Here is a 24866-nt window from a genome sequence, read left to right as displayed (position 1 = left end):
TTGAGTGCCTCCATGAGCTTATCTCCAAAGCAAGAACAATTGTTTAAACAAGCCAATAAGCATATTCCAGGTGGTGTCAATTCACCTGTACGCGCATTTAACGGGGTAGGCGGAACCCCTGTATTTATTGAAAAAGCCAAAGGTGCTTATTTGTACGATGTCGATGGCAAACGCTATGTCGACTATGTAGGTTCTTGGGGACCAATGATTTTAGGTCATGCCCATCCTGCTATTATTCAGGCGGTGCAAGCTGCAGCTGAAGATGGTTTGAGTTTTGGTGCGCCAACGGTGCATGAAACGACTTTGGCCGATATTATTTGCGAAATTATGCCTTCAATTGAGTTGGTTCGCATGACCAACTCAGGTACAGAAGCCACCATGACCGCAATTCGTTTGGCGCGTGGTTATACAGGTCGTGACAAAATCGTCAAATTTGAAGGTTGCTATCATGGACACTCAGATTCGCTGTTGGTCAAAGCAGGCTCTGGACTTTTAACCAGTGGTGAAGGTGAAGCGACTTCTGCGGGTGTTCCTGCCGATTTTGCTAAACATACGCTGACTTTACCGTATAACGATATCGCCACCTTAAAAGAATGTTTTACAAAGTTTGGTGCTGAAATTGCAGGGGTGATTGTTGAGCCAGTTGCGGGCAACATGAACTTGGTTAAACCAATTGATGGTTTCCTGCAAGCAATTCGTGATGTCTGCGATGAACGCGGCTCAGTCTTTATTATTGATGAAGTAATGACAGGTTTCCGTGTTGGCTTAGGCGGTGCTCAGGCGCATTATAATGTTAAACCAGACTTGACCACACTCGGTAAAATTATTGGTGCTGGCTTACCAGTAGGTGCATTTGGTGGTAAACGCGAAATCATGGAATGTATTGCGCCATTAGGTAAGGTGTATCAAGCAGGTACTTTGTCTGGTAACCCGTTGGCGATGCGTGCGGGCATTGAAATGTTTAAACATTTACGTGCCGAAGGTTTTTATGAAAATTTAACTGCGCAACTGGAAAAATTGTTGGCAGGCTTACAAGCTGCGTCAGATGAAGCAGGTATCCCGTTCAAGACGCAACAAGTCGGTGCTATGTTTGGTTTGTATTTTACTGACCAAGATGACATCACCAGTTTTGATTCTATGCTGAATTGCGATGTCGATGCTTTCCGTAAATTCTTCCACGGAATGTTGCAACGTGGTGTGAACTTGGCGCCATCTGCTTTTGAAGCAGGCTTTATTTCATCTGCGCATAGTGATGAAGATATTGCCTACACCATTCAAGCTGCAAAAGAAACATTTGCGGAAATGAAGGCGTAATTTGACCTCTGCTTAACACTGTCCTAAAAGGCATAGATATCTCCAAAATATCTATGCTTTAGGTTAAATTGAAGACATACTCTTCAATTTAATATCAAAGGCTTAGATCAGCGTCTTGTTAAACACTAAAATAGCCTGGTCAAACTAAATATGAATCCTATTACTTCATTTGCTCCCGCCATCAAAGATATAGCTTCAGAACGGCTTTGTTGTGCAACTATCTTGCACTATGATTTCATTGTATTTTTCTATCCAAATTTTAAAAACCTTTAAAACAGTATCTTAAAAAATATTTATGCAACAAAGCCTCCTGCATGCTATAAAACCCACATTTCTAAAAGCAGGCTGATTTAAAATTCAGCAGATTGTCTGATTCAGGAATGTAAATCGGAAAATTCATCGGGAATTGATGTATTTTGCATTGTAATTCTGTGTCAGGCTTTTTATTATTGCCGCCTTGTTTTCACGATCGGCCCGGAATTGAAATTGAGTAATTTTCTAAGCGAACACCTGATTCATCGTGACGATGAGTTTATGGTGATACATAAACCCGCTGGCATACTCACCGTTCCAGGTAAAACAGCAGATTTGCAAGATTGTGTGATGAGTCGTCTAGTTAAAATTGAGCCGCGCACTTTGCTGATTCATCGCTTAGATCGTGATACTTCGGGTATTTTGGTATTTGCACTCACGAAATGGGCGCAAAAACAAATTTCGCGTCAGTTTCAAGAACGCCAAACCGATAAAACCTATCAGGCATTGGTGGCAGGGCAACTGCAAGGTGAAGGCACTGTAGATGTGCCTGTGGTCTATGATCCTGCACATCCTCCATTACACATTGCCGATGCAACCCATAACAAACCTGCGTTAACGCATTGGCGTGCATTGGAGCAATTTGAATTGCAGGGGCAAATTGTGACTCGTGTGCAACTGACGCCTATCACAGGTCGTTCGCATCAACTGCGAGTACACATGCAATATTTAGGTCATCCAATTATTGGTGATACTTTGTATGCCACGCCCGAACAGCAACAACTCATGCCTCGTTTGTGTTTACATGCAGCAGAATTAAGTTTTCTGCATCCACAAACTGAGCAACGTGTACAGTTTACTTGCCCAGTCCCATTTTAAGCGAAAAAGATTACGCAAAGCCTGTGCTTTAGGCTCTCTTTTTAGTGCGCTTTATGTCAAAATATATTGCTATACGCCCTGAATTTTTGCTCAAATACTCAGCAGGTTTTGCGCAAAAATTTATACGTCCTAACTTCTAAATAAAGGTGGAAAAATTGCAGCAGTTTGCTATTGGTCAACGTTGGTTATCAGACACAGAAACGGAATTAGGACTTGGTGTTCTGATTGATGTAGATGAGCGATCGGTCAGCATTTTATTCCCTAAAAGTGATGAAACCCGTGTCTATGCACGCAATAACGCACCTTTATCGCGTATCATTTTTAATGTAAATGATGAAGTTCAAGACCAAGAAGGCAATGCGTGGACGGTTGAATCGGTCGAAGACCGCCATGGCGTATTGCGTTATAACGTGGTGCGTCGTTTGCAAGATGGCAGTGAAGAAAAGAAATCACTGAATGAAACCCGTATTGGTGCAAGTATCCAACTTTCAAAACCATTAGACCGCTTGCTTGCCAGCCAAATTGACTATAAAGAATGGTACGACTTGCGTATTGAAGCCTTGTTGATGCAAGCCAATATGCAAAGTAGCCCACTGCGCGGCTTGGTGGGTTCGCGTGTAGGTTTGATTCCACATCAACTTTATATTGCACATGAAGTCGGTAAGCGTTTTGCGCCACGTGTCTTATTGGCAGATGAAGTTGGTTTAGGTAAAACCATTGAAGCAGGTTTGATCATCCATCAGCAACTCAAAACAGGACGTGCGGAACGTATCCTGATTTTGGTACCTGATTCGCTGCAATATCAGTGGATGATTGAAATGCGTCGCCGTTTCAATCTGCAATTCTCTTTGTTTGATTTAACCCGTACGGCATCTATTAAAGAACACGATCCTGACCTGAATCCATTCTTGACCGAACAATGCATCATTGCTTCAGTCGATTTAATGATTGACCACGATGACTTACGCGAACAAGCCCTAGAAGCAGGTTTTGATTTGCTGGTGGTCGATGAAGCGCATCACTTAATGTGGAGCGAAGAAGAAGGTGGTAATGACCGTTATGATCTGGTCGAAGAATTAGCCGAACAAACCGCAGGGGTGTTATTGCTTACAGCAACGCCTGAGCAACTGGGTGTAGAAAGCCATTTTGCGCGTTTACGTTTACTCGATCCGCAGCGTTTTAGTTCACTAGACCGTTTCTTGGATGAAGAAGCGCAATATCAACATACGGCAAAAATTGCCGAAGTCTTAATGTCAGATGCCGCATTGGAAGAAAGCCATTTGGTTGCACTGGAAGGCTTGTTGGGACATCGCATTGAAGATAACCCAGAGCAGCGTTTCCGTGCCATCCACGAATTATTAGACCGTCATGGTACAGGGCGTATTTTGTTCCGTAATACCCGTGAAGCAATTCAAGGTTTCCCAGGTCGTGATTGTCAGCCTGCGCCGTTACCTGCGCCAGAAAACTGGTCTAAAGATGGTAAATTACGTGAACAAATGTGGCCAGAAGAAGCACAGCTCGATGGCAGTTGGATGGAAACTGACCCGCGTGTAATGTGGTTAATGGAGCGTTTGCGTAGCGACTTAAAACATAAAAAAGTGCTTTTAATTGCGCGTAGCGGCCCTGTGGTAGAAGCCCTTGAAAATGCGCTGCGCCTACATGCAGGTATTCGTACTGCAATGTTCCATGAAGGCATGAGCTTGTTAGAACGTGACCAAGCGGCAGCATATTTCGCAGAAGATTCTTATGGTGCACAAATTTTATTGTGTTCCGAAATTGGTTCAGAAGGGCGTAACTTCCAGTTTGCTTCAGACCTGATTTTGTTTGACTTACCTGCCAATCCCGACGTGTTAGAACAACGTATCGGTCGTTTAGACCGTATTGGTCAAGAAAACCGTATTCAAATTCATGTGCCGTATTTGGTTGGGACTGCGCAAGAGCGTATGTTCCGTTGGTATAACGAAGCACTCAATATTTTCAGCAATATTTCACCCACTGCACAAACCTTGCAGGAAAACTTTATTGTCGATTTAAAAGACTGCTTATTGGCAGATTTAGGACAACAGTTTGAAGATTTACTGGAAGCAGTCAGTGTGCAGCGTGAAGCTTTGGAAGCAGAACTTCAAGCGGGTCGAGATCGTTTGTTGGAATACAACTCTTGCCGTCCTGTGGTGGCGCAGGAAATTGTACAAGCTTTAGAAGATTACGACGACAATACCACGTTGCCTATGTTTATGAAGCGCTTTATGGCATCGACCAATATTGACTTCGATGAACAAAGCAATGGCACGGTGATTATTAAACCAACTGATCAAATGCAAGTGCAAGGTTTGACCTTAGACGAAGAAGGCATGACCGCGACGTTCTATCGGGATCAGGCGCAAATTCGTGAAGATGCACAGTATTTGACCCTAGAGCATCCATTCACAGAAAGCGTGATGGAAATGATCAATACACAAGGTTTTGGTAGCACCAACGTTGCGGTATTAAAATCTGCCGCTTTGCCACAAGGTTCTGTGTTGCTCGAAGTCTGGTTCAAAGTGGATGTCATTGCACCTAAAGCCCTGAATTTGCCATCAAGCTTGCCACAGCAACTCATTCGTGTCTTATTGAGCGAAAAAGGGCAGGATTTATCGCAAAAAATTGCCCCTGAAATTTTAAAACCTTATTTACATCATTTAGATGGCAACAGTTGTCGTCAAGTGGTGAAAGCACGCCGTGACGCGATTGAAGCGCGTTATACACAGGCTTTGGAGTTGGCTAAAGCTGCATTGCCTGAATTTAAGCAACAAGCTAAAGATGTATATAGCAAAAAATGGCAATATGAAATTGACCGTTTAAGCTATTTGAAGCAATTTAACCCAAGTATTCGTGAAGATGAAATTACACGTTTACAGAAATTGCAAAAAGAAGGTGTTGCATTATTAGATGGTTTGTCGGTCACGCCTGAAGCAATTCAGGTGATGGTGGTGGTAAAGCCATAAAGAGTGCATTCAATACAGGTGTCTAGACGGTGTATTTGTATTGAGTCGGTTTTAATCAATCACTTTTTTAAATATTTGGCATCTTCTAAATTGCACGTTTTAAGTTGGGCATTGCGCCTCATTTTTACGGAGCAGTTTAGCGGGTGCTTTTTTAATATCGCAATAAAAATTTTGTGCGAGATTTTTCACATCACAGACTTAAACAAAGTAGCAACCAGTGCTTATGTGTCATTAAAATGACTCATAATTCATCTTTTTCAGCATTCCGGTCATTTGCAAAACCCAGTGGTATGCGTAGTTTAAAGGCTGTTGATCTTTTATCTATGATTGATGTGCCAAGTGTTGAATCTGTAAGCGCGTACGCATAGATCAAGTCACAGACCCGATATTCTTCTTTTAAGCGTATTTTAAATGACTAAAGCTGCAATTCATTTTACCCATGCCAATGGTATTCCTTCTGCCAGTTATCAAAAGTTTTTTCAATGTTTTGAAGCAGATTATCATTTAAAGGCAATTCCACTGATTGGTATGCAAGCAGAATTTCCTGTGACCTATAAGTGGACCTATTTGATTCATCAAGTGATTCAGGACATTGAGCAGCAGTTTCCAAAGCAACAAGTGATTGGTTTAGGGCATTCTTTTGGTTCATTATTAACCCTGATGTGTGCCTATCAGCGTCCAGATTTATTTTCTCAATTGATTATTATGGATCCACCTTTTGTGATTGGATCGAAGTCGGCATTATTTGAAATTTTACAAAAATTTAAACTGAAATATGTAGATCAACTCACACCTGCCGCCGTGACCATGAAGCGTCGAGATCATTGGGCTAGCCATGCAGAAGCCTATCAAGCTTTGCGGCATAACCGTTTATTTAAAAAATTTGATGCACAATGTTTTGAAGATTATTTTGCCAGCGGCATACAAGTCGATGCACAAAGAGGTGGTGTGACTTTAACAATTCCAAAACGGGTAGAAGCTGAAATTTTTAGAACCGTACCTGCATGGTGGTGGCGCACACCACGCAAAGCCCCAGATGTACCTGTGCATTTAATTACAGCAAGGCATAGCCCATTTTATTTGCAAGGTTTACCGCAAGGCATGCAAAAAACTTATGGAATTGAGTTTAGTGTGGTCGAGGGAGGACACATGTTTCCTTTGGAAAATCCTGAAACCACGGCAACACATGTGCAGCAATTAATTCAAAAACAACACGCTTAACAGCGAAGTCTAGCAATTAAATGCTCAAACGGGCGTGACCTGATTCAGGAAAATCGCCCGATTTATCCTGTGTTATGTTAACGAATTTTGGCATCATCCAAATGTCGTGCACCTTCTAAAATCATGCGAATCATGGTCATGGTTTGTTCAGCGGTTTCTTTACGTTCAGTCGCAGGCATATCAATGACTTTAGCGCCCATATTAAACACCAACTGGGTAATGGCTTTTGCGACAATATCGGGATGCGCTAACTTGCTGTTATTTAAACGTTCTAAACGAATTAAATCATCCTGCAATTCTTGCTGGAAATAATTCAATTGGCGCTCAACAGCTAGCTTATAAGAGGTTGAACCCGTATAACCTTCACGTAATAGCAGACTTAAATTGCCTTCATCGGTATCTAATTGTTCAATAAATACTTCAACCGAACTGCGAATAATACTGTTTTGTTTAGATGCTTTTAAACGTGCTTCATGCAAAATTTGACGTAACACCACACCTGCACGATCAATCAGTTCAATCGCGAGTTCATCAATATCTTTAAAATGACGATAAAAACTGTTTGGTGCGATGCCTGCTTCACGTGCAACTTCACGTAAACTTAAAGATGCGATACTTTTTTGTGGGCCAATTAAATTTAATGCTGCCTGAAATAATTCTAGTTTGGTAATGGTGGCTTTACGCCCAACCGTACGCACGACAAGAGGCTCACGAACCGTTTCAGATTCTGGAAAAGTCACATCATGGTTTGTTTTCATGGCAGGCTGAGTCATATTTTCAATAATTTATAAGCTTAGAGGCATTATAGCGGCTGCGCCAGTACTTGTGAAATGATTAGAAACAATACAAGTGTATATACAAATATATATACATGTGTATAATAATTAAAATTTCATCGGGTGGTGCTGAATCATGCAGCTAACTGAAAAAAGAAAATCTCCCCTTAGCAGTCTTGCAACGGCTGTGTTAGACCCTTATGCAGCAAACTTCTGGTTGCAAAAAGTAAATCCATTATGGTCGGTGAATCAGTCACTCGGCAAAATTGTAAAAAAAGATACCGCTGCACAAGGTGTAGTGAGCTTTACTTTGAAATTCAATAAAAAATTCCAAATTGGCGCAGCAGGGCAGCATCATCCTGTTTATGTGACAATTCAAGGCGTACGCTATGAGCGAACCTATAGTTTGACTCAGCTTGATGCACAACACGTTTTATTGACGGTAAAAAAAGTTGATCAGGGCAAAGTCAGCACATGGCTGGTTGAGCAAGCCAAAGTTGGTGATACTTTGGAATTTGGTGCGCCTTATGGTGATATGCAATTGCCTGCACAAGCCCAGCCTTTAATTCTATTGGCAGCGGGTAGTGGTATCACACCAATGTATAGTTTGCTACAAGACATGGCGAAATCAGGTCGTCTTGGTAGCACTCCAGTAACTTTAATGTATTGGGTAAAAACCTTTGCAGACGCAGCATTTAAAGCACAGTTTGAAGCATGGGCACAACAATATCCAAACTTTAAATTTCAAGTGTTTTATACCCAAGAGCCGAGTGTGGCGCACAGCCGTTTAAATGCAGAACATTTACAAGACTTGGCACAAATCGAGCAAAGTGCAGTGTTTGCATGTGGCCCATCGGGTTTTACCACGCAAGCTGAACAATTATTTGCACAAGCTGCTTTGCTGAAAACAGAAGCTTTTAGCATGACCCCTGTGTTAAGTGACGATGTTGGTTTGGTACAAGTTACACTGACCCAATCGAAAAAGATTGTCACCATTCCAAAAGGCAAGTCCATTTTAGAAAGTCTGGAACAGCAAAATATTAAGCCTAAATACGGCTGTCGTATGGGAATTTGCCATAAATGCGTATGCAACAAGGCCGAAGGCGCAACTAAAAACTTGGTCGATGGGGTTCAAAATAGTGAACCAAATAACCAGTTAAAAATATGTGTTAACTCAGCACAAACAGATTTAATTATTGATTTATAAGCGAGTTCCGATTATGAATATGCCAGTGAAAATAGAATACTTTCGCAATCCTAAAAACCGTGAACTCACTCAATTAGAATTAGATGAGCTTGCACGTGAATTAGATGCTATTAAACAAGAAGTCTTGGATGATATTGGCGAAAAAGATGCAAAATACATCCGCCGTGTTTACTCAACGATTCGTTATAGCTCAATGGCAGGTCGTGCCTTATTGTTTGCTGGTTGGTTTCCGCCAGCATGGGTATTGGGTACAGGGCTATTAGGCTTTGCTAAAATCATGGAAAACATGGAGTTGGGCCATAACGTCATGCACGGTCAATATGACTGGATGAATGATCCTAAATTCAATGGCGCTAGCTATGAATGGGATACCGTGGGCACTTCAGACAACTGGCGTCAAACCCATAACTTCAAACATCATACCTATACCAATATTAAAGGCATGGATGATGATATTGGCTATGGTTTGGTGCGTTTGTTCCCAGAACAGCGCTGGAGATCAGGCTATTTATTGCAACCTTTATACAGTATTCCTTTCTGCTTACTGTTCCAATGGGGTGTTGCCATTCAGAATTTAGAAATTGGTAAAATTTTGAATGGCCGTAAAAGCAAAGCCCAAGCCAAAAAAGAATGGCAACCTATGCAGAAGAAAATTGGAAAACAATTGTTTAAAGATTATGTGTTCTTTCCATTGATTGCAGGCCCTTCGGCTTTACCAGTGTTTACAGGGAACTTGGTTGCGAATGGTATTCGTAATATTTGGACATTCAGCATTATTTTCTGCGGTCACTTTACGAAGGATGTAGAAGTATTTCCAAAGTCTGTGATGCAAAACGAAAGCCGTGGTCACTGGTATATGCGTCAAATTCGTGGTTCATCGAATCTTACAGGTTCTGAAGCATTCCACATTTTGACAGGACATTTAAGCCATCAAATTGAACACCATTTATATCCAGATATTCCTGCACGTCGCTATCGTAAAATGGCTCCAAAAGTACAAGCTGTGTGTGAAAAGTATGGCTTGAACTACAACAATGCGAGCTTAGTTAAACAGTACGGCAGTGTGCTTAAACGTATTGTGAAATATGCTTTTCCATTTAAGAAATAAGTGACTTACAAATGAGTTGTTTAGTACGAATAGATTAAGTGATTGATCTTGGTTTAAAACTATACTTCTATTTTGAATTAGAGGTGATGCTGTAAAGTGTCACCTTTTTTATTGCTTTAGGTGTTGTAGTCGTTATTTTTATGCAGAATCATCAGCTATTTTATTAAGAGAAAACTCTATTTTTATTTTCTATTCTGGGTATAAAAAAGTAATCACCATAGGCGGCATCCGCTACATGTAACTTAAAAAACCCACAATTCAAATTGTGGTTTTATTATATCATTCATCAAAATCAAGCCAGTTTTTTATAAGTTACAATTTCTGGCAATGAATGATCACTACCCACCATATAAGAATAAGTCGCTAAACTCAGCATGGCATCATCTTCATCACTATTACCATACGCATAAATAGCAGCATAATTTTCTAAATCATATTGTTCTAAAATCCGTATTTTCTTTTGTTCCTGACTGCAATCAGGTGTTGAATATCGCCCTGTAAATTGCTGCTTTTCAATTGCTGTTTCAGTACAAATCAAAGCGACATTTAACTGCTGACAAATATACTGTAAATAAATATCTACACTTGCAGAAACAACCACCACTTCATCTCCATTGAATTGATGCTGCTTTAATTGTTGTAATAGTTGTGGGTTAAGATCATGTATTAAATCTACTGCGTAGCGCTGTGCAAGTGCTAATATTTCAGCTGTATTTGCATCTTTAAACATAGCATTAAACAATTTAGGGCGCATGGCATGTGCAGGATAAACTTTTAAATAGTAAGCCTGAATCCAAGGCAAGATTTTAAGTCCTTGCTTAAAAATATGCCGCTTAGATAAAGCATAGAAAATAAACCCTGTAAAACTGTCTTTGCTGCACAGGGTCCCATCAAAATCAAATAGGGCTAGATTTTTATATTTTTGGCTTTTTGCATGCATGTTTTATAACGTCCATTGACTCGCGTAGCAAACCAATTGGTGTTGTAATCTCGACTCAGTTTAGGCCCTGAAATGACCACTTGCGGCATCATGGCATAAAATGGCTCTTTGCCCGTTTGCGCTTTATAGAGTTTCGTGACTGCTAAATATGTCGCAGTATCTTCAAATTTCTTTTCTTTTTCTTTTTTTAGGTCTGCACGAATTTGTCGTGGGGTGACTAAAATATTGTGTTTTGAAAAAACAGCAATTAATTCACGTTCGGATTCACTCTTTGCATTACGCACGCTACCATCTTTAGTATAAAGTAGCAAATCACCATCTAAATCTAATTCTGCTTCAGTTAAATCATTTAGCATGCTTTGGAATGCGGCATTGCGGCTCGAATACATGCCAGAGTTATAATCAGCAAAGCGGTATAGCGGTTGATCGTAATCGGCAGGGTACATCATTAAACGATGAATCCCGTAATATAATCCGCCATATTGAGTGTATAGATCGCTGCGTAACTCTGCGATGTTACCGCTTTGGCGTTTATGCTCTTTGGCATAGCTAATATGTACTTGCATCGAGCCTAAAGTAGTAATTGGATTAAGTTTTTCGCCAATATTTTGTCCAAACAGTTTGGCAGCACCTGTTAGCGCAGACACGTGATAATGTTTGGCCATATAGTCAAAAATTTCACGATACAATTCATCCAGTTCACGTTCGGTTTTCACACGACGCATTTGGCTTAAATAGTTATCTTCAGGGCTTGGGTGGTTTTTCAGTACATCCTGAAAATAGCCTGCAACCGTACCACCAATGGCTTCGCCCAGTTTATCTTTAAATTTCTCATCCAAACGGTCTTGCACTTCTTTAACTGCTTTTTCACCCAGACCATAGACTTGAGGGTCGGCTACAAAGTTCGATTCCTGATCCACCACGGCAATGATGGTGCACATATTTTCTTTGGTTTGTGGGATGCCCAATTGCTCTGAAATATCGTAAATATCTTTTGCCCAAGCACTACGCTCACTGACCCTATTCGGAATGAGTTTGCGGATTTGTTCTGCTTCAAGGGTTGGCTCATTGTCCTTAGACCACCATGCGCTATCTCCACAGGCAGCCAAGCTTAATGATAAAGCAAGCACGCTGAAGGGTTTCATCAAAGAAGTGAATACAGTGTCTTTCATAGTATAGGGAAAACTCGTTCCAAATGGATGAGCCCAAAGGGCAGATGCAGTATACTATGCCAATCGTTAAAGTTAAGAATATATATGTATATTGGTCCCTATCAACTGTCAAATAATTTGATCGTTGCCCCGATGGCAGGTGTCACTGATAGACCCTTTCGCTCACTGTGCAAGTACTTTGGTGCAGGGCATGCGGTCAGTGAAATGATGACCTCTGACAAAACTTTGCGCATGAGTAAAAAGAGTTTGTATCGTGCCAACTTTGATGGGGAACTTGCACCAATTTCTGCACAAATTGCAGGTTCAGACCCGCATGATTTGGCCGAAGCCGCACGTTATCAAGTCGCCAATGGTGCACAAATTGTTGATATCAATATGGGATGTCCTGCCAAAAAAGTCTGCAATAAGTTGGCTGGTTCGGCTTTATTGCAAGATGAAGATTTGGTGGCACGCATTTTAGATACTGTGGTTGCCGCGGTGAATGTGCCTGTGACACTGAAAACTCGCTTAGGTTTTTTGAATGGGCAGGAAAATATTTTACGGGTTGCCAAACGCGCAGAACAAGCTGGTATTGCCGCTTTAGCTTTGCATGGTCGTACCCGTGAAGATATGTATTTAAATCATGCACGTTACTCACTCATTAAAGACGTGAAAAGTATGTTGCAGATACCTGTGATTGCCAATGGTGATATAGATAGCCCTGAAAAGGCCAAATATGTGCTGGATTACACAGGTGCTGATGCCATTATGATTGGACGTGCAGCACAGGGGCGTCCGTGGATTTTTCGGGAAATTGCACATTATTTAGCAACGGGGGAGCTGCTTGCCGCACCGAGTATTGCAGAAGTTCAAAAAGTCCTATTAGGGCATTTAGCCGAGCTTTATGAGTTTTATGGGGAATATTCAGGTTGTCGAATTTCACGTAAACACATTGCTTGGTACACCAAAGGTTTACGTTCAAGTAATGAGTTTCGCCAAAACATGTATAAAGTTGAAAGTACTGCCGAACAATTTAAAGTGGTGGAGGACTACTTCAATCAGTTATTGGCACATGGTGAAATCATGAGTGATGTACAAGTAGAAAGTGTTAATTTACTGGATACTTGATTAGCATTTAAGATTTTGATTTTATAGTTAAAATTTCACTCTTAACCGCTTTGCTTGTTTAAAGCAGAGCGGTTGTATTCTTGTTTAATGTGCGTGAATCATCTCTAGCACCAATTGATTGATTAAATCTGCAGCTTCTAATTCACGAATTTGGCTAACATTACTGCCTGCCCAGAATGGCGCATAACCTTGCTCGCCTTGTATAACGGCTGCTGCATGCAACTGTTTTGCAAGATCATAGCTATACGGATAGGTAGGTACTGTTAAACGATCTGGCGTATCTACTTGTGTATGCCAATGATTAATTAAACCACGGGCAGGGCGTCCAGAAATGCTGTCGGTCATTTGAGTAATGTTTTGTTGAAATAAAGCTTGTCGATAAGCTGGATTGGCATTGGAACTTTTACATTGCACAAAAGCTGTACCCAGCTGTACCGCAGAAGCGCCCAATTTCAGCATTAACTGTGCTTGCTGACCATTCATAATGCCACCTGCTGCAACCACTGGCAGGGTACAATGTTCACGAATTAGTTGTACTAAATCGCTGGTTTTAATTGCACTATCAAAGGTTTGGTTAAAGATACCCCGATGTCCACCTGCCTCAATGCCTTGGGCGATAATGACATCAATTCCCGCTGCTTCAATGGCTTGAGCTTCGGCTAAGTTGGTTGCTGAAACCATAGTAATGATTCCTGCATCTTTTAAAGCCTGAATTTGATGCGCATGCGGAATCCCGAAGTGAAAACTGACGGCTTGTGGTTTAGTTTCTAGTACAAGATCTAAATATCCATCATGGTCTTTAAAACTTGGATAAATACAATTTAGTTGACTCGGTGCAGTTGCGCCATAGCGTTCAAAGATTGGCTGAAAATGTGCAATCCACGCTTGTGCAGCGACTTCATCTAGTGGACTTGATTCATGGCAAAAGAAATTGACCTGAAATGGAAAATCAGTCAGTTCTTGAGTGCGTAAAATTTGCTCACGTGCAGCATCTACCGTGTTTGCACCTAAACCGAGTGAGCCAAAACCACCTTGATTAGAAACCTCGGCTGCAAGTTCGGGAGTAGAAACGCCAGCCATTGGAGCAAGAAAAATAGGATGCTTTATATTCAGTTGTTCTAATAAGGTCATATTATTTACTCCATGTTTTTATCTACTTTGCCCAACTCTAGGTAGATTGGCAAATCATATCCGTCATTTCTTTATGAAATATTAAGATGAGCGATATCATTAAATTTGCAGATGCTTTCAGGCATAATAAGCCTGATGTATGAATTGATGAGTAAATTAATGAAGCCTTTCGTTTATGGTGGTTTGCTTGTGGTGTGTGGATTAAGTGCGTGTAGCAATCCACAGCAAACTCAAGTAAAAATTGATCCAAAGCAATATCAGGTTCAGGATGCGACTGCATTACAACAGCGTATAGATGCTTTAAATGTCAAATTGGCGCAAGACTTCAAACAATTTAAACAAGTCGAAAATATCGCATTTGCACATCAATTCCCTTTAGATGTAAATAACTTACAAACTTTAAATCAGCATTTAGTCGCCAGTACTGCTTTAAAGCCGACTAAAATTGCTTATTGCGATATGATGAATGGTTATTTTGCTGAGTTATATCGCTTAGGACATAACAATCTAGATTTTCTTAAAGATGTAAAATTACCGCGTGCAGAGCAGGAAAATTTGGCTGAAAATTTTGCCAATGCAGAATCTTATTATGATTTTATTTTGAATCGTTACACCAGTTACCGCCAAGTACAACAGACCATGGGCTATGGTTGTAATTTAAAAGCGGCGTTATAGTTGCGGCAGGATTTAGGTTTACTAGGGTCTGTTGATATTTCATAAATGGCTTGCGCTGTAGGCTAAAACTGAGCAGATTAGGCATGAAACGCAGGGAATAACGGGTTTATTTTCAAGTTTTATAACGCAATCTGTGAAAGTTTTAGCCACATGAGCAAAAACAAAGCACTGCTTTGTTTGCTGCGCAAGGGTACAAGCATATTTTTTGCTGCTATTACGTTATGTGCCAGTCATTTAGAATGAGTAAATTTCCTGTCCCATGCCTTATATCAGCTAAAAAACCTTGCGAGATATATCTCTCATGTCGCAAACATAGACGAATTGTCAACAGACCCTAATTAAATCGTGCTGAATAAAAAACTCCTGAGAACTTGCTCAGGAGTTTTTGTTTTATACAATCAAATTATTGTTGTGCTTTTTCTTTCACATTTGCAGCACCTTGTTCAACCGCACCTGCAGTCGCAGCAGTTGCATCTTTAGCAGCTTGTACAGTCGTATCAGCTGCGTTTTCTGTTGCTGTTGCAACATTGTGTGCAGCATTTTCAGTTGCTTGCGCTGCGTTATCTACCGCAGTTGCTGTAGCAGTAGCAGCTTCATGTGTTGCATCTTTGGCATCATGTGCAGCTTGAGCCGCAGCGTTTTCTAAGTGTTCACCCGTAGTTGCCCCTGTTTCTGGTGCTTTTTCTTTTGCACAACCTACAAGTGCTACAGTGGCAGCAAGACCTAAAGCAATAAGAAGTTTATTCATTATCATGTTTCCTTTTTTTACATCCACTTAAGATGGGATAATGCGAATATAACCAAAAAACAATCAATTTGAAGCTTAAAATTGTTCAAATAATGTAATGGGTTTAGATATTTTTTTGTTGTGTAGATTAGAACGATAAATTAGAGAAAAATATGCCGATGCGATTCATTTTTTCTGATAAGGTGAAATCTTGAGAATGGTTACAGTTTTTATTGTACAGTAATGCCATTCTGTAAGATTGGGATTGTAAAATGCTTAAAAAAGGGATTTATCAACATTATAAAGGGCAATTGTATCAAGTGCTGCATGTGGCTACACACAGTGAAACCCAAGAGAAATTGGTGGTTTATCAATGCTTATATGGCGATTATTCTATTTGGGCCAGACCGCTTGATATGTTCACGGAGAGTATTACTTTGGATGATGACCGTGAACAGGAACGCTTTAAATTGATTCAAGAAGTGTATTAATATTTGAAGTTATTTACCTATTTAAAACGATCCAATCTATTTTTAGATTGGATCGTTATGTGGATGCTCAAAGTTTAATAAAATCAATTATTGAATGGAAATACGGTTAAAGCTTAAATCGTATGCTAAATATTTACTCACAAAAGCTGCTTTATCACTGCGTCTTAATAAGTTGTCATAAATAAATTGTGGTACAGGATGGAATAAATCCCCAGAGCCATTTTCGTAAAATATTTTTAAATAACGTGAAGATGCACTGTATGTCCAGGATGTCACGGCAAGTGTTTTACCCATAAGCAACTCCTTTATTTTTTATATTATTTTTCACAGAATAAATCTGCTTATTTTGAACATAAGTGAAGTGCTTGCTAAAAAGTATTACAGAATTGTAACTTTTGAATATAAGTTTTTTGCGCAACCTAAACGTGCCAAAAACGACAAAACTATTATGAAGCGAAATAAAACACCACATTTAGGATGTGGTGTTTATGCTTTGCACATGAATAGTCATTCATTTAAATAAAATGATTGAAAGACTAGATTTTATAGATGACGACATTGATCTTCTTTGTCACCAGAAACACGGTTTGTGCCGCCAGTCGGTTTTACGCGGTTATCTTCACATTCTAAATTGCCATTCACGCGGTTATTTTTTACAACGATTGAGCCTGAATTATCTTTAAGTTGAATATTGCCATTTACACGGTTTGACGTGAGTTGGATGTTACGCCCATCTTCGAGTTGGATATTGCCATCAATGCGGTTGGCATGTGCATTAACCTGACTAAAGTTTCCTTTAGATTCTAAATTGCCATCAATCGTACTATTTTTAATTGCCGTATGTGAGTTGGAATGCAACATTAGGTTGCCCTTAATAGTCACATGATCAAGAACACATTGTTTATGCACTTTGACATTATCATCAATAGTTCGATTTTTAATGCTGCCATTACAGTTGAAATCAGCTAAAGCTGGCACTGAAAATGCTATTAATGTTGAAAGTAAAAATAATTTTTTCATAGAACAGCCCTCAAAAATAAATCTCACAACTGTTACCGGTACAGATTCGATTGTAGTGTTGTAATGTTTTTACATTTTCTATTCTAGAGATGAAATATGAATAAATAAGGTAGAAAAGGGTGATGTTCTGATTAAAAAAAACCACGCAAAATATGCGTGGTTTTTTTGAGTGGTTTAATCTAAAACTTAGATTTTACCTACTAGGTCGATAGATGGGGCTAAAGTTGCATCACCTTCTTTCCATTTAGCTGGGCATACTTCACCTGGGTGAGCGTGAACGTATTGAGCTGCTTTAACTTTACGAAGAAGTTCTTGAGCATCACGGCCAATACCGCCAGCATTGATTTCGATGATTTGGATTTTACCTTCTGGATCAATTACGAAAGTACCACGGTCAGCAAGACCAGCAGATTCGATTAATACTTCGAAGTTTTTAGAAAGCGTCCAAGTTGGGTCGCCAACCATTACGTATTGGATTTTTTTGATTTCTTCTGAAGAATCGTGCCAAGCTTTGTGCGTGAAGTGAGTGTCAGTAGAAACTGCATAGATTTCAACGCCTAATTTTTGGAATTCTGCGTAATTGTCTGCAAGGTCACCAAGCTCAGTTGGGCAAACGAAAGTGAAGTCAGCAGGGTAGAAGAATACTACAGACCATTTGCCTTTAAGATCAGCTTCAGTTACTTCAATGAATTGACCGTTGTGGTATGCATTTGCTTTAAATGGTTTAACTTCAGTATTAATTAAGCTCATCACTGTCTCCATGATTAAGGTTTGTATTTCGTTGGTAATAGAGTATCTAATTTTGTTTTATTGCTGAAATGGTATTTTTACATTACTAGCATCGGAAAAACAAATGAGTATGTAAAAAGCGTACACTTTCATTACTGCATTATTGAGTCTTTATTAAGCCTCAAAATGATGATTGCATGACAACCTATTTCCTCAGGTTCAAATACAACCCATTTCAGCAATTGGCGAACATACATCTATTTGGGGATGCTATTTTGAAATTCAAGGGTGGATTGAAAACTTTTTAAATACGCATTCTAAATCACTGTTCTTTCGCTCAAAGGCATTACAGCGTAAAATACGCGTTTGTGTTTTGGTTAGGAAGCGTATTCTGTGCAGAGTCATTTAAATGTAGACCACCTCGTTTTGGCGCGTGATCGTCATCGTTTAAATCGACTACGAAAAGGCAAAGATGCCAATCCAAAGCAATATCAGGAATTATTTGAAAAATCTAATTTAAAAGTGTTGGAGCGTGCGCAGCGCATTCCCGATATCAAGTTGAATCAAGATTTACCTGTGACTCAATCTGCCGAACAGTTGATTACTGCAATTCAGCAACATCAGGTCATTATTGTGGCGGGTGAAACAGGTTCAGGGAAAACTACACAGTTACCACAAATTGCAATGTTGGCAGGTCGTGGTTTAACGGGGTTAATTGGTCATACTCAGCCACGACGTCTTGCTGCGCGTAGTGTATCGCAGCGTATTGCCGAAGAAGTTGGCGAAAAGTTAGGTGAGTCCATCAGCTTTAAAGTTCGTTTTAATGAACAGGGTTCGCAAGATTCAATTGTCCGTTTAATGACCGATGGTATTTTGTTAGCAGAGCTTGCCAATGATCGTTATTTAAATAAATACGACACCATTATTATAGATGAAGCGCATGAGCGTTCTTTAAATATTGACTTCATTATGGGCTATTTAAAGCAACTTTTGCCACGTCGCCCTGATTTAAAAGTCATCATCACTTCTGCAACTTTAGATGTGCAGCGTTTTAGTAACTATTTTAACGGCGCACCTATTTTTGAGGTCGAAGGTCGAAGCTATCCTGTCGAAGTACGTTATCGTCCAATTTCTGAATTAAGCATTGGTGGTAGTGATGATGATGAGTTTGATGACTTTGAAGAAAACTTGCCACGCGCAGTGGTGCAAGCGGTAGAAGAATGCTTTGCCGATGCACAGGAAAAAGGTCATCCTGAACATGCCGATATTCTAATTTTTGCCAGTACTGAACAGGAAATTCGGGAGCTGCAAGAAACCTTGCATAAGCATGGACCGCGTCATACTGAAATTTTACCGTTGTATGCGCGTTTGGCTTTGGCGGAACAACAAAAAATCTTTAATCCTTCAGGTGGTGGTCGTCGCATTATTATTGCCACCAACGTCGCTGAAACCGCACTCACTGTACCCAATATCCGCTATGTGATTGATAGCGGTTTTGCACGTATTTCACGTTATAACTATCGCTCACGGGTGCAGCGTTTACCGATTGAAGCAGTATCTCAGGCAGCAGCGAATCAGCGTAAAGGACGTTGTGGTCGTATTGCGCCAGGCGTTTGTATTCGCCTGTATTCAGAAGAAGATTTTTTAAGTCGCCTAGAGTTTACTGAACCTGAAATTAAACGCACCAACTTGGCATCGGTCATTTTACAAATGCAAAGTTTGGGCTTGGGTACGCTCGAAGATTTTGATTTTATTGAGCCGCCAGATCATCGTTTAGTCAATGATGGTCGTAAGCTGTTGATTGAACTGGGTGCGATGATTGAGAAGGGTAAAGCCCCTCTTTTAGACGGAATGAGTAGCTCTGCGACGCAAAAGGGAGACAATCATCCGAATAATTCCACTAAATCCACCGCTAATAAAGGCGAGCTTCAAGGCAGCAGCTTAACCAAAATTGGTCAGCAAATGGCAAAAATGCCGATTGATCCAAGACTGGCACGTATGATTTTAGGCGGTGCGCATTTTGGGGTGTTAAATGAAGTCCTGATTATTGTAGCGGCATTGGCGGTACAAGACCCGCGTGAACGTCCTGCAGACAAACAAATGCAAGCCGATCAAAAACATGCTTTGTTCCGTGAAGCAGATTCTGACTTTTTATTCTATTTAAAATTGTGGGAAACTTTACACGAAAACCGTGATGGCATGAGTGAAAACAAACGTCGTACTTTTGCCCGTCAGCATTTTTTAAGTTGGTTGCGTTTACGTGAATGGAAGAAAACTCATGAACAATTGGTGGATTTGGCGCGTGGCTTAAAACTGTCGTTTAATGAGAAAAAAGCCAGTTATGAAAATCTGCATCGGGCGTTATTAACAGGGTTGCTTTCTTTTATTGCCAATAAAACCGATGAGCGCAATGTGTTTATGGCAGTACGCCAACAAAAAGCACGAATTTTCCCTGCATCGACTTTGCATAAAACCAATACACCGTGGGTCATGGCATTTGAGATGGTAGAAACTTCGCAAGTGTATCTACGCACCTTGGCAAAAATTGAACCTGAATGGATTTTATTGGCTGCACGTGATTTGCTGAAGCATCACTATTTTGAACCACATTGGTCTAAAAAAGCAGGCGTGGTGAATGCCTATGATCAGATTTCGCTGTTTGGTCTAATTATCGAGCCGAAACGTCCTGTCAATTACGAAAAGGTCGATCAGGAAGCCGCCCATGAAATATTCTTACGTGATGCTTTAACCACAGGCAACTTGGGCATTACCCCACCATTTTTAAAACACAACCTGCTTAAACTGGAAGAAGTGGAACGGGTTGAAGATAAATTACGTCGTCGTGATTTAGTGGTTGATGAAGAAACTATTTATCAATTTTATGCCGCCAAAGTACCTGCAGAAGTTGCAAGCCGTCGTTCCTTTGAAGATTGGCGTGCCACAGTAGAGCCGCAAAATCCACGTTATTTATTTGTGGAAGATGATGCACTTTGGCTGAATGATCGTCCGACCACGCAGCAATTTCCTGACTATTTGCGTAATGGTGAGCTGCGCTTGGCGGCCAGTTACCGTTTTGACCCCAGCCATGATGAAGATGGCGCAACCGTTAAAATTCCAGTGCAAGCGTTGGCACAGGTCGATGAAAATATCTGGTCGTGGGGTGTTCTGGGTTGGCGTGAAAATTTAATTGAAGCCTTGCTCAAGACTTTGCCTAAAGATAAGCGTCGTCATTTGGTGCCTATTCCAGACACAGCTCGAAAGTTGCTACAACGTGTTGATGCGGTAAATTTACGCGAGCACATTTTTAGCTTTTTGGCATTTCAATTACGTGCTGAACACATCACCGAAAAAGACTTTAGCTTTGAGCGGGTAGATGCGTATTTATTGCCGTTCATTAAAGTGCTAGATGAAAAAGGGCGGGTGATTGAGCAAGGTCGTGATTTATCTGAATTAAAAGCGCGTTGCCATACCGAAACGCATAGTCCTGTAAAGCAGGTGCACGGAGAATTTCAAACTTTTCCTGAACGATTTGTATTTGAAGCTTCGCAAAAAGTTACGGGCGTAGTGGTTAAGCAATATCAGGCGTTGGTACCAAGCAAAATATTTGCAGAGCTTTTACCAAAAGATGAATCGGGTGTGGTGATTCAAACCTTTAATGATCAGAGTGAGGCGATTCGTCAGCACCGTGAAGGCGTGATTCGTTTGCTATATGTGCAATTGGGTGATTTATCACGCCAATTGAAAAAACAAATTGATAAACCCTTGGCTTTGGCGTATTCGCCTTTGGGTGATAAAGCTCAACTTGAGCAAATGTTGATCTATGCAACATTGCAAAGCATTATTGGTGACTTACCAGTCAACTTGGAAGAGTTTCAAAAGTTGCAGCTTGAGGTAAAAAAGACTTTCCTCAGTCATGGTCAAACCACGCTGCGTATCTTTAATGAAATTTATATTGCATGGCAAGACATCCGCCGTCAGCTTCTTATGCTTGATGAAGCAGTTTTTGCTAAAAATATGGATGATATAGAAGATCAGCTGGACTTAATGCATCTGGCAGACTTTGTGTATAGCAAGCCTGTAGAGGTGTGGAGCGAATATCCGCGCTATTTGAAAGCGTTGTTATTACGTTTAGACCGCTTACCCAATAACTTGCAAAGAGACGATGCTGCCATCGCCCAAATTGACCCTTGGATGGACAAATTGTTTAAACACAAACAAGATGCCCGACTCAAGGAATTGTACTTTATGGTGGAAGAATTACGCATATCGCTGTTCTCTCAACCCATGAAAACCAAAATGCCAATTTCTGCAACTCGGCTGCAAAAAGTATGGGAAAAGCTCGGAATCAGTTAAGATATTAGTAATTTCTAGAAGGAGTTTTACATGGGCATTCGCATTATAGGTACTGGTCTTTATCACCCAGAAGATGTTATTACCAATGAAGAGTTGGTCGAAAGTTTAAATGCTTATGTGGAACAGTATAATCAGCTCAATGCTGACAAAATTGCAGCAGGTGAGCTTGAAGAACGTCGTGGCTCAAGTGCTAACTTTATCGAAAAAGCCTCTGGGGTAAAACGCCGTTACGTGTCAGAAAAAACAGGTATTCTGGACATTAACCGTTTACGTCCAAATTTGCGTGAACGCGGGGATGATGAAATTTCGCTACAAGCAGAATGGGGTGTAATTGCTGCAAAACAAGCCATGCAAAATGCAGGCGTGACCGCAGAAGATATTGATGTGGTGATTTTGTCTTGCTCAAACTTGCAGCGTGCTTATCCTGCGGTGGCGATTGAAATTCAAACTGCGCTTGGTATTCAAGGTTATGCCTATGACATGAACGTGGCATGTTCTGCTGCGACTTTCGGCATTAAGCAAGCGCATGATGCGATTAAAGCAGGTGCGCGCCGCGTACTGTTGGTGAATGTCGAAATTACCTCAGGTCATAACGATTTCCGTTCACGTGACTGCCACTTTATTTTTGGTGATGTAGCAACCGCTTCAATTTTGGAAGACACTGAAACCAAAGCAGGTTTTGAAATTTTGGACATGAACCTGTTTACTCAGTTCTCGAATAATATCCGTAATAATTTCGGTTTTTTAAACTTAAGTGAAAATGCAGATATTGACGATAAACGCTTCCATCAAGATGGTCGCAAAGTCTTTAAAGAAGTTTGCCCCTTAGTTGCCAAAATGATTACTGCGCAATTAGAAAAGAATCAGATTGCGCCAACCGAGGTGAAGCGTTTCTGGTTGCACCAAGCCAATGCCAGCATGAACGAACTCATTTTGAAATTGGTGGTTGGTAAAGAAGCAGCACAACCAGGTTTAGTACCTATTATTTTAGATGAGTTTGCCAATACTTCTTCGGCAGGGGTAATTATCGCTTTACACCGTACTGCACACGAAGTCGAAAACGGTGAATATGGTGTCTTGTGTTCATTTGGCGCAGGCTATTCAGTTGGCGCGATTTTGGTACAAAAACGTGATGCTGCATAAGCTTTGCCAAACCGTATAAGATCAGCAAACGCCTAAGTACAGGTATTAAAAAGTTCCTTCTCCTTCGGGAGAAGGCTTGGATCATCCGCGATATTCTCTTCACACAGACACATACAGAATAAAAACATCGAAAAACTTTATGAAAAATAATGCTTAGGTTAAGATGGAGCATCTTTTAATAGACCTATTTTGAAAACCTATGCAACCATTTGTTCTATATAACTCAGAGCAACGAAAAAAAGTTGAATTTGTTCCGCGTAAAGAAGGACATATCGACATGTATGTCTGTGGCATGACGGTTTATGATTACTGTCATATCGGGCATGCGCGGGTTATGGTTGCATTTGACTACATCATTCGCTTTTTGCGCAGTCAAGGTTGGAATGTGAAATATGTCCGCAACATTACCGACATTGACGACAAAATTATTAAACGTGCCAATGAAAATGGCGAGAGCATTCAAGCTTTAACAGATCGTTTTATTCAAGCCATGAATGAAGATGCGGCAAACTTAGGCTGTGTTGAACCTGATGCTGCACCACGTGCCACTGAATATATTGATCAAATGCAAAATATGATTGGTAATTTGGTCAATAAAGGCACAGCTTATCCTGCAAGTAATGGCGATGTTTATTTTCAGGTTGAAAAATTTGACAAATATGGCCGTCTTTCAGGTCGCAAGCTAGAAGACATGCAGGCGGGCGCGTCTGAGCGTGTTGATGTTGAAGTCGACAAAAAGCATCCATTTGACTTTGTTTTGTGGAAACATGCCAAAGAAAATGAACCATCTTGGGCTTCGCCGTGGGGCAATGGACGTCCGGGTTGGCACATTGAATGTTCTGCGATGTCGACTTGCTGCTTAGGTAATCATTTTGATATTCATGGTGGTGGTTCAGACTTAATGTTCCCACACCATGAAAATGAAATTGCCCAGTCTGAAGCATCAACAGGTGAGCAGTATGTAAATTACTGGATGCACGTTGGCTTTATTAATGTCGATGGCGAAAAAATGTCGAAGTCATTGGGTAACTTCTTCACCATTCGTGATGTGATGGAAAAATTCCATCCTGAAGTGATCCGCTACTTTATTGTGTCATCGCATTATCGTAGCCCTGTAAACTTCTCCGATGTAGCACTCAAAGAAGCCAAAACCGCATTATCACGTTTCTATCACTCATTTAAAGCTTATCAACAAGCGTACGGTACGCAAACAGTTAAGCAGTTAGATGAGGCTTTGGTGGAACGTTTTAATGCCGCAATGCGAGACGACTTTAATACAGCCGAAGCAATTGCAGTTCTGTTTGAAGTCAATAAAGAGCTGAACCGTTCAGTAAAAGAGCAGCAGGCAGATCAGGCGGCGGTGTACTATTCGACTTTGCGTCATTTGACCAATATTTTAGGTTTGGTGCAGCATGATGTTGACGAATTCCTGAAGTCTGATATTGGTCAGGACGCTTTAGGTTTATCTGAACAAGCCATTGCAGACTTCATTCAGCAACGTCAGGATGCCAAAAAAGCCAAAGATTTCGCCCGTGCTGATGAAATTCGTCAGTCTTTGCTCGATCAAGGTGTGGTCTTGGAAGATACCCGTCAAGGTACAGTATGGCGTCGTGCTGATTAATTGAGCACTTGGGAGC

At 40.6% G+C, this 24866-nt stretch carries 20 protein-coding genes; 12 read left to right on the top strand and 8 right to left on the bottom strand.

Annotation, left to right across the window (positions count from 1 at the left end):
• Nucleotides 1-12 precede the first annotated feature (12 nt).
• The 4 genes from hemL to FTT78_RS06520 all read left to right on the top strand — a co-directional run bounded on the left by hemL (nucleotide 13) and on the right by FTT78_RS06520 (nucleotide 6650).
• Nucleotides 13-1314 carry a glutamate-1-semialdehyde 2,1-aminomutase gene (hemL, locus tag FTT78_RS06535; protein ID WP_180037635.1) on the top strand — a complete coding sequence of 434 codons (1302 nt, stop codon included), beginning with the start codon at nucleotides 13-15 and terminating at the stop codon, nucleotides 1312-1314.
• A 486-nt stretch (nucleotides 1315-1800) separates the two neighbouring features.
• A complete protein-coding gene (locus FTT78_RS06530; RefSeq protein ID WP_004973024.1) occupies nucleotides 1801-2445 on the top strand; it encodes an RluA family pseudouridine synthase in 645 nt (214 codons plus the stop codon).
• A 146-nt stretch (nucleotides 2446-2591) separates the two neighbouring features.
• The gene (gene rapA / locus FTT78_RS06525; protein ID WP_180043816.1) at nucleotides 2592-5429 is read left to right on the top strand and encodes an RNA polymerase-associated protein RapA; all 2838 of its coding nucleotides are present in this window, start codon (nucleotides 2592-2594) and stop codon (nucleotides 5427-5429) included.
• A gap of 411 nt (nucleotides 5430-5840) precedes the next feature.
• Nucleotides 5841-6650, top strand: coding sequence for an alpha/beta fold hydrolase (locus FTT78_RS06520; protein WP_104852176.1), 810 nt, complete (start codon nucleotides 5841-5843; stop codon nucleotides 6648-6650).
• A gap of 77 nt (nucleotides 6651-6727) precedes the next feature.
• On the opposite strand, the gene fabR is transcribed toward FTT78_RS06520, so the two are convergent.
• The gene (gene fabR, locus FTT78_RS06515) at nucleotides 6728-7408 is read right to left on the bottom strand and encodes an HTH-type transcriptional repressor FabR (RefSeq protein ID WP_180043818.1); all 681 of its coding nucleotides are present in this window, start codon (nucleotides 7406-7408) and stop codon (nucleotides 6728-6730) included.
• Nucleotides 7409-7562: 154 nt separating this feature from the next.
• Between fabR and FTT78_RS06510 the strand changes: the two genes are divergently transcribed.
• Together FTT78_RS06510 and FTT78_RS06505 are read left to right on the top strand one after the other, a co-directional pair.
• Nucleotides 7563-8633 carry a ferredoxin reductase gene (locus tag FTT78_RS06510; RefSeq protein WP_180043820.1) on the top strand — a complete coding sequence of 357 codons (1071 nt, stop codon included), beginning with the start codon at nucleotides 7563-7565 and terminating at the stop codon, nucleotides 8631-8633.
• 13 nt (nucleotides 8634-8646) lie between these two features.
• The gene (locus FTT78_RS06505; protein ID WP_179993756.1) at nucleotides 8647-9741 is read left to right on the top strand and encodes an acyl-CoA desaturase; all 1095 of its coding nucleotides are present in this window, start codon (nucleotides 8647-8649) and stop codon (nucleotides 9739-9741) included.
• A 292-nt stretch (nucleotides 9742-10033) separates the two neighbouring features.
• Here FTT78_RS06505 and FTT78_RS06500 read toward each other — a convergent pair whose 3' ends face one another.
• Nucleotides 10034-10681 (bottom strand): HAD-IB family phosphatase, encoded by a 648-nt coding sequence (locus FTT78_RS06500; RefSeq protein WP_004973036.1) that lies wholly within the window; start codon nucleotides 10679-10681, stop codon nucleotides 10034-10036.
• A complete protein-coding gene (locus tag FTT78_RS06495; protein WP_004973039.1) occupies nucleotides 10648-11853 on the bottom strand; it encodes a DUF1615 family protein in 1206 nt (401 codons plus the stop codon). The genes FTT78_RS06500 and FTT78_RS06495 overlap by 34 nt, the downstream gene beginning before the upstream one ends.
• An 84-nt stretch (nucleotides 11854-11937) precedes the next feature.
• On the opposite strand from FTT78_RS06495, the gene dusB reads away from it, so the two are divergent.
• A complete protein-coding gene (gene dusB, locus FTT78_RS06490; RefSeq protein ID WP_180043822.1) occupies nucleotides 11938-12960 on the top strand; it encodes a tRNA dihydrouridine synthase DusB in 1023 nt (340 codons plus the stop codon).
• Between the two features lie 84 nt (nucleotides 12961-13044).
• On the opposite strand, the gene FTT78_RS06485 is transcribed toward dusB, so the two are convergent.
• Nucleotides 13045-14091, bottom strand: a complete 1047-nt coding sequence (locus FTT78_RS06485) for a nitronate monooxygenase family protein (RefSeq protein WP_180043823.1) — start codon at nucleotides 14089-14091, stop codon at nucleotides 13045-13047.
• Nucleotides 14092-14250: 159 nt separating this feature from the next.
• Between FTT78_RS06485 and FTT78_RS06480 the strand changes: the two genes are divergently transcribed.
• On the top strand, nucleotides 14251-14766 hold the full coding sequence (locus FTT78_RS06480) for a hypothetical protein (protein WP_131260826.1): 516 nt from the start codon (nucleotides 14251-14253) through the stop codon (nucleotides 14764-14766).
• 403 nt (nucleotides 14767-15169) lie between these two features.
• On the opposite strand, the gene FTT78_RS06475 is transcribed toward FTT78_RS06480, so the two are convergent.
• A complete protein-coding gene (locus tag FTT78_RS06475) occupies nucleotides 15170-15514 on the bottom strand; it encodes a hypothetical protein (protein WP_179989569.1) in 345 nt (114 codons plus the stop codon).
• A gap of 251 nt (nucleotides 15515-15765) precedes the next feature.
• Between FTT78_RS06475 and FTT78_RS06470 the strand changes: the two genes are divergently transcribed.
• Complete coding sequence (locus FTT78_RS06470) at nucleotides 15766-15984, top strand: DUF1653 domain-containing protein (protein WP_004973051.1); 219 nt, start codon at nucleotides 15766-15768, stop codon at nucleotides 15982-15984.
• 87 nt (nucleotides 15985-16071) lie between these two features.
• Here FTT78_RS06470 and FTT78_RS06465 read toward each other — a convergent pair whose 3' ends face one another.
• The 3 genes from FTT78_RS06465 to ahpC form a co-directional block, all read right to left on the bottom strand.
• Nucleotides 16072-16278 carry a hypothetical protein gene (locus FTT78_RS06465; RefSeq protein ID WP_004973053.1) on the bottom strand — a complete coding sequence of 69 codons (207 nt, stop codon included), beginning with the start codon at nucleotides 16276-16278 and terminating at the stop codon, nucleotides 16072-16074.
• A gap of 249 nt (nucleotides 16279-16527) precedes the next feature.
• Nucleotides 16528-16845, bottom strand: a complete 318-nt coding sequence (locus FTT78_RS06460; protein ID WP_225530638.1) for a hypothetical protein — start codon at nucleotides 16843-16845, stop codon at nucleotides 16528-16530.
• A gap of 345 nt (nucleotides 16846-17190) precedes the next feature.
• Nucleotides 17191-17754 carry an alkyl hydroperoxide reductase subunit C gene (gene ahpC, locus FTT78_RS06455; protein WP_004973058.1) on the bottom strand — a complete coding sequence of 188 codons (564 nt, stop codon included), beginning with the start codon at nucleotides 17752-17754 and terminating at the stop codon, nucleotides 17191-17193.
• Between the two features lie 372 nt (nucleotides 17755-18126).
• Here ahpC and FTT78_RS06450 point away from each other — a divergent pair, with 372 nt between their 5' ends.
• The 3 genes from FTT78_RS06450 to cysS all read left to right on the top strand — a co-directional run bounded on the left by FTT78_RS06450 (nucleotide 18127) and on the right by cysS (nucleotide 24850).
• Nucleotides 18127-22086: a DUF3418 domain-containing protein gene (locus FTT78_RS06450; protein WP_180043826.1), complete on the top strand. Its 3960-nt coding sequence runs from the start codon at nucleotides 18127-18129 to the stop codon at nucleotides 22084-22086.
• A gap of 30 nt (nucleotides 22087-22116) precedes the next feature.
• A complete protein-coding gene (locus FTT78_RS06445) occupies nucleotides 22117-23229 on the top strand; it encodes a beta-ketoacyl-ACP synthase III (protein WP_179993760.1) in 1113 nt (370 codons plus the stop codon).
• Between the two features lie 199 nt (nucleotides 23230-23428).
• Nucleotides 23429-24850, top strand: a complete 1422-nt coding sequence (gene cysS, locus FTT78_RS06440; protein WP_180043828.1) for a cysteine--tRNA ligase — start codon at nucleotides 23429-23431, stop codon at nucleotides 24848-24850.
• The last annotated feature ends 16 nt before the right edge of the window (nucleotides 24851-24866 follow it).

The organism is Acinetobacter sp. YH01011 (assembly GCF_013420785.1).
Taxonomy (GTDB): Bacteria; Pseudomonadota; Gammaproteobacteria; order Pseudomonadales; family Moraxellaceae; genus Acinetobacter; species Acinetobacter towneri.
The sequence above is the reverse complement of the archived record's forward strand: the minus strand, read 5'-3'. Positions and strand labels throughout refer to the sequence as shown.

Excerpts from the sequence above, each read along its gene's own strand:
- hemL (WP_180037635.1), top strand. The coding sequence starts at position 13 with ATGAGCTTATCTCCAAAGCAAGAACAATTGTTTAAACAAGCCAATAAG.
- FTT78_RS06520 (WP_104852176.1), top strand. The coding sequence starts at position 5,841 with ATGACTAAAGCTGCAATTCATTTTACCCATGCCAATGGTATTCCTTCT.
- fabR (WP_180043818.1), bottom strand. The coding sequence starts at position 7,408 with ATGAAAACAAACCATGATGTGACTTTTCCAGAATCTGAAACGGTTCGT.
- FTT78_RS06510 (WP_180043820.1), top strand. The coding sequence starts at position 7,563 with ATGCAGCTAACTGAAAAAAGAAAATCTCCCCTTAGCAGTCTTGCAACG.
- FTT78_RS06505 (WP_179993756.1), top strand. The coding sequence starts at position 8,647 with ATGAATATGCCAGTGAAAATAGAATACTTTCGCAATCCTAAAAACCGT.
- FTT78_RS06500 (WP_004973036.1), bottom strand. The coding sequence starts at position 10,681 with ATGCATGCAAAAAGCCAAAAATATAAAAATCTAGCCCTATTTGATTTT.
- FTT78_RS06495 (WP_004973039.1), bottom strand. The coding sequence starts at position 11,853 with ATGAAAGACACTGTATTCACTTCTTTGATGAAACCCTTCAGCGTGCTT.
- dusB (WP_180043822.1), top strand. The coding sequence starts at position 11,938 with ATGTATATTGGTCCCTATCAACTGTCAAATAATTTGATCGTTGCCCCG.
- FTT78_RS06485 (WP_180043823.1), bottom strand. The coding sequence starts at position 14,091 with ATGACCTTATTAGAACAACTGAATATAAAGCATCCTATTTTTCTTGCT.
- FTT78_RS06480 (WP_131260826.1), top strand. The coding sequence starts at position 14,251 with ATGAAGCCTTTCGTTTATGGTGGTTTGCTTGTGGTGTGTGGATTAAGT.
- FTT78_RS06475 (WP_179989569.1), bottom strand. The coding sequence starts at position 15,514 with ATGAATAAACTTCTTATTGCTTTAGGTCTTGCTGCCACTGTAGCACTT.
- FTT78_RS06470 (WP_004973051.1), top strand. The coding sequence starts at position 15,766 with ATGCTTAAAAAAGGGATTTATCAACATTATAAAGGGCAATTGTATCAA.
- FTT78_RS06465 (WP_004973053.1), bottom strand. The coding sequence starts at position 16,278 with ATGGGTAAAACACTTGCCGTGACATCCTGGACATACAGTGCATCTTCA.
- FTT78_RS06460 (WP_225530638.1), bottom strand. The coding sequence starts at position 16,845 with ATGTTGCATTCCAACTCACATACGGCAATTAAAAATAGTACGATTGAT.
- ahpC (WP_004973058.1), bottom strand. The coding sequence starts at position 17,754 with ATGAGCTTAATTAATACTGAAGTTAAACCATTTAAAGCAAATGCATAC.
- FTT78_RS06445 (WP_179993760.1), top strand. The coding sequence starts at position 22,117 with ATGGGCATTCGCATTATAGGTACTGGTCTTTATCACCCAGAAGATGTT.
- cysS (WP_180043828.1), top strand. The coding sequence starts at position 23,429 with ATGCAACCATTTGTTCTATATAACTCAGAGCAACGAAAAAAAGTTGAA.